General features: G+C 37.0%; 5 protein-coding genes. 1 reads left to right on the plus strand and 4 read right to left on the minus strand.

Translation table 11 applies throughout. From position 1 onward, the window contains the following. Window positions 1-126 precede the first annotated feature (126 nt). The 3 genes from V7112_RS06870 to V7112_RS06880 all read right to left on the minus strand — a co-directional run bounded on the left by V7112_RS06870 (window position 127) and on the right by V7112_RS06880 (window position 5,101). Window positions 127-1,923, minus strand: coding sequence for an ABC transporter ATP-binding protein (locus V7112_RS06870; RefSeq protein WP_335417063.1), 1,797 nt, complete (start codon window positions 1,921-1,923; stop codon window positions 127-129). Next, window positions 1,898-3,646, minus strand: coding sequence for an ABC transporter ATP-binding protein (locus V7112_RS06875; protein ID WP_335417065.1), 1,749 nt, complete (start codon window positions 3,644-3,646; stop codon window positions 1,898-1,900). The genes V7112_RS06870 and V7112_RS06875 overlap by 26 nt, the downstream gene beginning before the upstream one ends. Window positions 3,647-3,766: 120 nt before the next feature. Beyond that, window positions 3,767-5,101, minus strand: a complete 1,335-nt coding sequence (locus V7112_RS06880) for an MDR family MFS transporter (RefSeq protein ID WP_335417067.1) — start codon at window positions 5,099-5,101, stop codon at window positions 3,767-3,769. A gap of 115 nt (window positions 5,102-5,216) precedes the next feature. Between V7112_RS06880 and corA the strand changes: the two genes are divergently transcribed. After that, the gene (gene corA / locus V7112_RS06885) at window positions 5,217-6,167 is read left to right on the plus strand and encodes a magnesium/cobalt transporter CorA (protein ID WP_335417069.1); all 951 of its coding nucleotides are present in this window, start codon (window positions 5,217-5,219) and stop codon (window positions 6,165-6,167) included. A gap of 54 nt (window positions 6,168-6,221) precedes the next feature. Here corA and V7112_RS06890 read toward each other — a convergent pair whose 3' ends face one another. Next, window positions 6,222-8,444, minus strand: a complete 2,223-nt coding sequence (locus tag V7112_RS06890) for a glycoside hydrolase family 3 protein (RefSeq protein WP_335417071.1) — start codon at window positions 8,442-8,444, stop codon at window positions 6,222-6,224. Window positions 8,445-8,513 lie beyond the last annotated feature (69 nt).

The following is an 8,513-nucleotide window of genomic DNA, read 5'->3' on the forward strand; positions in this document are numbered from 1 at the left end:
GGAGGCTTTACCTTTATTCGGAAGTGGCTCTCCTGTATAAAGGTAAAAACTTTCCTTTTCTTCAATATTCAACATTTATTGCATGAATCCTTCCTGAAACTTAAAAAAGAACCCCATTATGGAGTTCTACATGACTTGCTTTTTTAACTGACTTGTAAAAAGATTATAGTAATATCCCTTATGCTGGATGAGGGATTCGTGGTTACCTTTTTCAACAATTTCTCCTTCATTCAACACAATAATTTGGTCGGCTCTTTCAATCGTATTCAAACGGTGTGCAATGATAAAGCTTGTCTTCCCTTTCATTAGCCTTTGTAATGCTTCTTGAATTTTCATTTCTGTTACGGTATCAATGCTGCTTGTTGCTTCATCGAGAATTAGAATAGATGGATTTGCAAGAATCGCTCTTGCAATCGAAAGAAGTTGCCTTTGCCCTTGGCTAATCCCACTACCATCCTGTTTTAAAATCGTCTTATATTGATTTGGAAGCTTCATGATAAATGAATGAGCATTTGCTAGTTTCGCGGCTTCAATTACCTCTTGATCTGATGCATCAAGTCTTCCATAGCGAATATTATCCATAATTGACACCTTAAATAAATATGTATCCTGGAGCACAAAGCCCATTTTTTGACGAAGGCTTTCTCTTGTCATCGATGATGTGTTTACCCCATCAATTAAAATTGCGCCAGAATCTGGTTCGTAAAATCGAGACAGTAAATTAATAATTGTTGATTTCCCAGCACCAGTCGGACCGACAAAGGCTACAGATTGACCAGCTTTTACATCAAATGATACATCTTTTATCGTGTTCCCATTCTTCTCATAAGAAAAAGTGACATGATTAAATTCTACTTCTCCGTGAATTTTGGTCATTTTTTTCGCGCTAGTTTCATCCCTCGCTTCGACTTCTTCATCCAAAATATCAAAGACACGCTCTGCACCCGCAATTGCGGATAGTAATGTATTGAATTGGTTGGCTAAGTCATTGAGAGGTCGTGTAAATTGTCTTGAGTACTCAGCAAAAATGACAATCGTTCCGATGGTGATATGCCCTTTCAATGCAAGTATCCCGCCAATCCCCGCAATAATTGCAAAACTTAAGTTATTTAACACGTTCATAAGCTTCGGAATAAAACCAGAATATGCTTGTGCAAAATAACCTGCTTTCTTTAGTTTTCCACTTTTTTCTAAGAATTCGTTCATCACGTGTTCTTCTTGTGAAAAAGTCTTTACAATTCTCTGACCTGATATCGTTTCCTCAATATACCCGTTCAGTTCTCCTAGGTATCGCTGCTGTTCCTTGAACAACTTTCCTGTCCGTTTCGTGATCCATTTTATTCCGATAAACATGACAGGAATAATAATCATCGTTAGTAAGGTAAGTATTGGGCTTAGCCAAAGCATGATTGCCACTGTTCCAACTAACGTCAACAAGCTTGAGAATATTTGAATGACAGATGTATTCAAGGTTGAGCTTACATTTTCAATATCGTTCGTAATTCTACTCATGAGTTCCCCATGTTGCCGTTTATCAAAAAAGTGAATTGGCAAACGATGTAATTGTTCAAAAAGCTCCGTCCTCATGGAAAATACTGTGTTTTGTGCAATGCCCACCATCCAAAAATTTTGATACCATAATGCCAAGGAATGCAGGATATAGACAACTACTAATCCGAGTAAAAGAATGACGATTCCTGTATGATCCTTTGTAACGATATATTCGTCGATGCCTTTTCCTAGCAAAAACGGACCAAGAAGGCCAAGCACTGAACTCGCCACTACCATCGCAAGTACGGCAATTAATAATTTATGATTGACAGCAAGGTAGGACCAAATTCTTTTAATAGTTCCGATTCGATCTTTTGCTTGTTGAGGTTTATTCCCATGATTTTGTTTAGAACGGTTCATTCGCGTTGACATGATCTTGGCCCCCTTTTGCGAACTGAGTTTCATAAACCTTTTGATAAAAAGGCAAGGAATCTAAAAGCTCTTCATGACTTCCTTCGGCAAGTAATTTTCCATCTTCCATCAGTAAAATCGTATCGGTTGCCATTGCTGTGTAGATTTTTGAAGTAATAATTAAGGTAGTACATTTGTAGTTTTTTAATTCTGCTAATAAATTAGCTTCTGTCTTTAGATCGAGCGCGCTTGTACTGTCATCCAATAACAAAATTTTCGGGTTGCGAACAAGCGCTCTGGCAATTGAAATTCTTTGTTTTTGCCCACCTGATAGGTTCACCCCTTTTTGGCCAATGACAGTATCATATTGTAATGAAAGCTTTACAATCGTTTCATGAATTTGGGCTCGCTTTGCAGCAATGATGATTTCCTCCATTGTCGCTTCCTGTTTTCCCCAGCGAATATTATCCTTAATCGTTCCAGTAAACAATAACGCTTCCTGTGGAACATAGCCGATTTGTTTTCTTAATTCATAAAGCTTTCGATCCTTCACATCAACGGTGTCAATCTGAACACTTCCGTGAACAACATCATATAATCGTGGAATTAATTGAAATAAAGACGTTTTACCTGAGCCTGTCGCACCTAGAATCGCAACAGTTTCACCTGGTTGAATCGTAAACGAGATATCCTGTAAAACTAACGCATTCGTTCCTGGATACTTGAAATCAACATGTGAAAAGACAATGCTCCCGTTTGCATGTGGGACAGTTTTTAGATTGTGATTTGATTCTCCTAAATCTACCACCGTATCTAATACATCAACAAGACGATCTGATGAAGCTTTTGCTCTTGAGAAATGCATTATGATCCAAGAAAATACACCAAGCGCCCCAGTAATTCGAGTCGTATAATTGATAACCGCAACAACTTCCCCAACCTGTACGTTGCCTGAGCTAACATCAATACTACCAAACCAAAGAATAGCGATGATACTTCCATTCATTAAAAGTAATAGTACGGGCATCGTCAATTCGATGAGACGAAGTGAAGTGATTGTTCGGTCTTTTAAGTCCTCATTGGCATGAAAGAAACGTTTTGTTTCATGTCCCCATCTTACAAATGCTTTTATTAATCTCATCCCCGAAAGGTTTTCTCGCATCACGCCGTTCACAGTATCAAGTTTCTCTTGAACAGATTGGAACAGTTTTCTTGCTTTAGTCATGACGAAAATAAGAAACAAAATTAAAAATGGAGTCGTAACAATGAGTATCATAGCAAGTTTTACATTAACGAGGAGAGCCATAACCATCCCGAAAACGATAAGCATCGGTGCACGAATTGCGATACGCAAACTCATAAACACCGTATTCTGTAACTGGGTTACGTCATTAGTCATTCTCGTAATCAATGAAGCTGTATCAAATTTTTGAAGATTAGCAAAGGAAAAGGACTGGATTTTCCCAAATAATTCTTTTCTTACATCAAATGCGAAGCCTTGACTGGTATGTGAAGCAAAAAAGGAATTCGTTATTCCAGAGATGAAGGCGAGGATCGAAATTACAACCATAATTCCTCCCCACTTCATGACCACTGAAAGATCCTTTTGTAAAATACCATCGTCAATTATTTTTGCAATTAAAAGCGGTTGCAGAAGTTCCACCGCAAGCTCAACAAATGTCAAACCGAGAGCGACAAAGATCGCTAATCGATAAGGTTTTAAAAACGTTAGCATTCTAAACATGTGATGCCCCCAAAATATATATCCATAACAATTCTTTCGATTTTCTAAATTATTTTAATCATACAATAAAATATACAATTATTATAGAAAAAAACACCAAAAGCATGTGCTTTTGATGTTTTACTGTTTTTGTAGATTATGAGAATATAATTTTTGACTGGCAAAAAAGCTTATGATTGTCGCAGCTGTGACTGAAATTAACATAAATAAAACGAGATTATGCATTCCTACAGCAACATCGACCTGACTTGTGATTAGCATCCCCATGATACTTGCCCCAAATGTAGTTCCAATATTTCTTGCAAAGAAATGAAGGCTTGTCGACATTCCTTTTTGATGAGCTTCTGCCATTTCCTGAGAACCAATTGTTCCAATCGTGACAACAATACCAAATGCAAAACCTTGAATCGTTAAAATAGCAAAAATATACCAGAAGCTAGTATCTTTATTCATAAAAAGTGCAAGAATCGCAGAAAGCACGAGCAATCCGTTTCCAAAGAAAATGGTATTACGATAACCGTATTTTAAGATAAGATTCCCTGAAGGCACAGATGCAAACATCCAGGCTGCACTCATACCGAATAGCACGAGTCCACTTACAATAATAGAAATCCCCTGTACCTCTTGCATAAACAAAGGAACATAATTCTGAAACGCAAAAATACTTAAGAAAATCAAGACGCCATTAATATTAAGCCATGAGATATTTTTATTCTTTAAAATCTCAATTGGGATAAATCGTTTATTCGACTTTTTCTCGCTAAAGATAAATGCGACAAGAAAAATAACACCAACTAAATTGTAGATTACAAGATTTTCGGTGGTAATGGTGTTCATTAAAAATGCTAACATACTTCCTGTGAAAAGAAATGCGCTAAGATAATTAAGAGGATTTTTATCCCTTGTAATGTTTTCTTTATATGGAATTAAACATAAAAGTACAATAATCCCTATTGGTATATTGATAAAGAAAATCCAACGCCATGACATCGTTTCAACGAAAAAGCCACCGATTAGCGGTGCAATAACAGCAGATACTCCCCACATTGCTGAAAAGAATCCCTGGATCTTTCCACGCTTTTCAATTGAATAGAGGTCCCCGGCTATAATCATTGTTAATGGTGAAACCCCACCTGCTCCAAGTCCTTGAATTCCACGGTAAACAATTAATTCCACCATTGAATCAGCTAATCCACAAAGTAGGGAACCGATTGTAAAGAGAATAATAGAAATGCTAAATATCTTTTTTCTTCCATAAATATCTGCAAGTTTCCCGAATATTGGTAAGGAAACAGTAGAAAATAAAACATATATAGCAAACATCCATCCATAAAACTTATATCCACCTAATGTTTCTGCTATCGTTGGAGCCGTTGTCTGGAGGATTGTTGTATCCATAGCACTAATAAGCATTGCAAGTACAATACTTACTAAAACAAATGGTTTTGATTTCATTTTGTTTTCCCCTTTTAGTCTAGAATTACTCTATTATACTACAGAAATTGGAAAAGAAAAGATGCTTGTTCATTCTAATAAATAAGTATCACCACAAGGAAAATGAGGTTATTTCATGATTCGCATTACAGCAATTACACATAAAAATGAACGTTTAACAGATGTCCCCATTTCAGAAATAAAAAATAACAAATGGAAATGGTATTGGATTGACTTTAACAGTCCAACAGAAATGGAGATTGAAGAATTATCAAGAACATTACATTTTCATCCACTTGCAATTGAAGATTGCATTCATGTGTTGCAACGGCCAAAATTAGATTTTTATGAATCGAATACCTTTTTTGTCTCTCATAGCCTCGATCATGATACGATGGAAAAAGAAGAAATTAATATGTTTTTAGGTGAAGGATATATTGTGACCTTTCATTTAATAGAATCAAATGAAGTGAATGATGTGTGGAACCGGTTAGTAGTAACCGATATAATTGAGAATTGGGACCCCTCCCTTGTGCTGTATCATATCATTGATAAGCTGGTTGATAATTATTTTCCGATTGTTTACAACCTAGAAGATACATTAAAAGAAATTGAAGATAATTTGAATGAAAAATCGATGGAAGAGCTACTAGATGAGCTTTTTGAAACAAGGCATAATTTGCTTACATTACGGCACACAGTAACACCGATGCGCGATTTGGTGTATCGGATTATAAATTCGCATCGCCTTGATTTGATACAGCATCGGATTGAATATTTCCATGATATCCATGATCACCTGCTACGACTTACTGAAAAAATTGATGCGAGCCGTGAGTTGACAGCCGATATTCGTGATAGTTATTTATCATTGAACTCCCACCAAACAAATAAAGTGATGAGGATACTAACCGTCATCACAACTATCTTCATGCCGCTTACTTTCATCGCTGGCATTTATGGTATGAATTTCACGCATATGCCTGAACTTACTTATAAATATGGGTATTTCGTGATTCAAGGAATTATGATTGTGATTGGAATCGGTATGTTTGTGTGGTTTAAGCATAAAGGTTGGTTTCGATGAGTTTTGTTACAAATGAAGTCAAGCCGTCCCGAAGAATCGGGCCGGCTCAATCTATTATCTATTTTTGTTACCATTATTGGACTTTTCTTGGTCGTAAGATAATCCAAATCCGTATTTATATTCCACACCCGCTTTTGTCTTATAAGTGAAATGTTTATATTCTTCAGGTGCAAAGCTTGGAACATCTCCTACCTCACGTTCAACTGCTTTCGCACTAGCCGGAATAGCGAATGGAAGTTTACCAACAGGATTGAATTCCCCAGTGATTACATCAAATACTGCTTCTTGTTGTGTACCGAAAGTACCGATAAATGCAGCAGCTTTTGGTTCAAGCTTATTAATCAGCCATTGGTTCGTAAAGTTCACAGCTGTGATAGTTGGAACAGCTTTTTGAATTTCAACAATTCGATCTAGATCGAATACTCCAGTTTCCGGTCCAACTGTAATACGGGGATTATTATCCCAGTTAGATTGAGTTGGTTTCACGTATACATAAGCATGAGTTGCTTCCTCAATACTATCAACTATTTCGATATTAGAGAATTTTTCACTAAGTGTATGCTTTAAGTCTTCAGTGAATCCAACCGATTGTAAAGCAGAATTTTCTTCTACATATTTTGCTGCTTCCTCATCTTTTAGACTTCTTGGTGCTGCAACACCAACAAATCCTTCAACATAAAGCTTAACCTTTTCTAGCTTTTCTTCGGTTAACGGTAATAGTTTTTCACCTTTTACCTTATCATTACGCATTAAGACAACTGACTTTTGGTGTGCTTCATATGCTAATGCTCTGTTTTCTTCATCGTTTGCTAGAGCAATCGCTTCTTCAGGATTTACATATGGATCCTCGAATAGACCTAATGTCATCATCTCAGTTAAAGTATAAGTAATCGATTCGTCAACTTTTGATTCATCTAGTAGACCACTGTTAACTGCCTCAATGACTAGCTCCGGTGTAGCACCACCTGAAATAATGTTAGTTCCTGCATTTATCGCTTTTGCAACTTTTTCTACTGCTGTTTTATCCATATAACCCCATGCACTACCAGCAACGGCACCGGAGTCAGAGTTAACATATCCTTTGAAACCAAGACCTTCGCGTAAATAACGGATAATTCCTTCATTTAATGTCATTCCAACTTCTTCAAATTGCTGATCATCACTATATGATGGTAATCCTTGTTCAGCACTTTCATTACTTGGATATGCGTAATAAGGCATTACAGATGCTACACCAGCTTCGATTGCTCGTTGGAACGGAGGAAGGTGATACTTTTCCATGCTTCCCTCTGTCGGATAAATATTAAAGCTACCGTTTTCAAAGTGAGGGTCTTGTCCATCATCGCGAGCTCCACCGCCAGGGAAGTGTTTGACTGTAATGGCTACACTTTCTTTACCTAGTTCTTCAGTTTGAAACCCTCTGACGATTTCATAATTCATGTCACCAACAAGCTTTGGGTCTTCTCCGAATGTCTCTTCAATTCTAGCCCAAAGTGGATCTGTTGCAACGTCAGCCATATATCCATAAACCTTACGAATACCAGCTGCTCTCCATTCTTGACGAGCGATATCTGCAAATTCAGCAACAGCATCTACATCTCTAGCCGCTGCTAAACCTAATGTTCCAGGCCAGAATGTATGTTGGTCCTGAACATTTGTAATATTTGTATAATCCGTAGATTGAGAATTTCTTGGATTGGAAGTGATTACGACAGGGATCCCTAACTCTAATCCTTCTGCTAATTGTTGCATTTGGTTGTTATAATTGGCAATATCGCCTAAGTTTTGCGATAGACGGTAAATAACGTGACGCAATTTTTTATCAGTAACTATTTTACTATTAGCAGGAGTTACAAATGTTCCATCAGCAGGATCTGCTTCTGGTGTGTGTGTGTTGATATACATTAACCCAGCTTTCTGCTCAAGACTCATTTTGCTAATCAAATCTGCAACACGTTCTGAAACTGGTTTTCTCCAATCTTCATATATGTCTAAACTTCTACTGCCATTTGCATCTCTAAAATATTTGTCACCAATTTCAAGAATTCTATCTTGAGTTGCAACTTCAATTTCTGGTTGTTCATCAGCTTTTTCAACTTTATAAGTTGTTATTGCACCTCGACCAGTATACGGAGTCGCTTCCCCCTCTTCACCTGTGTACCCCTGCTCATCTGCAAAACCAATTGTTGGAGCAACAAGTGAAAGTGCAAGTGTGCTTACTAAAAGTTTTTTTCTTAGCTTTGAAGCTTTTCTGATTTGTTTCGATACTGATGCCATTTTCTTTCCTCCCCTAGATAAATGATAGTTTTCCTATAAAAATAGTAAGATTTATAGAATAAATACTAT

The organism is Bacillus sp. JJ1566 (assembly GCF_036962685.1).
GTDB lineage: Bacteria > Bacillota > Bacilli > Bacillales > Bacillaceae_L > Ferdinandcohnia.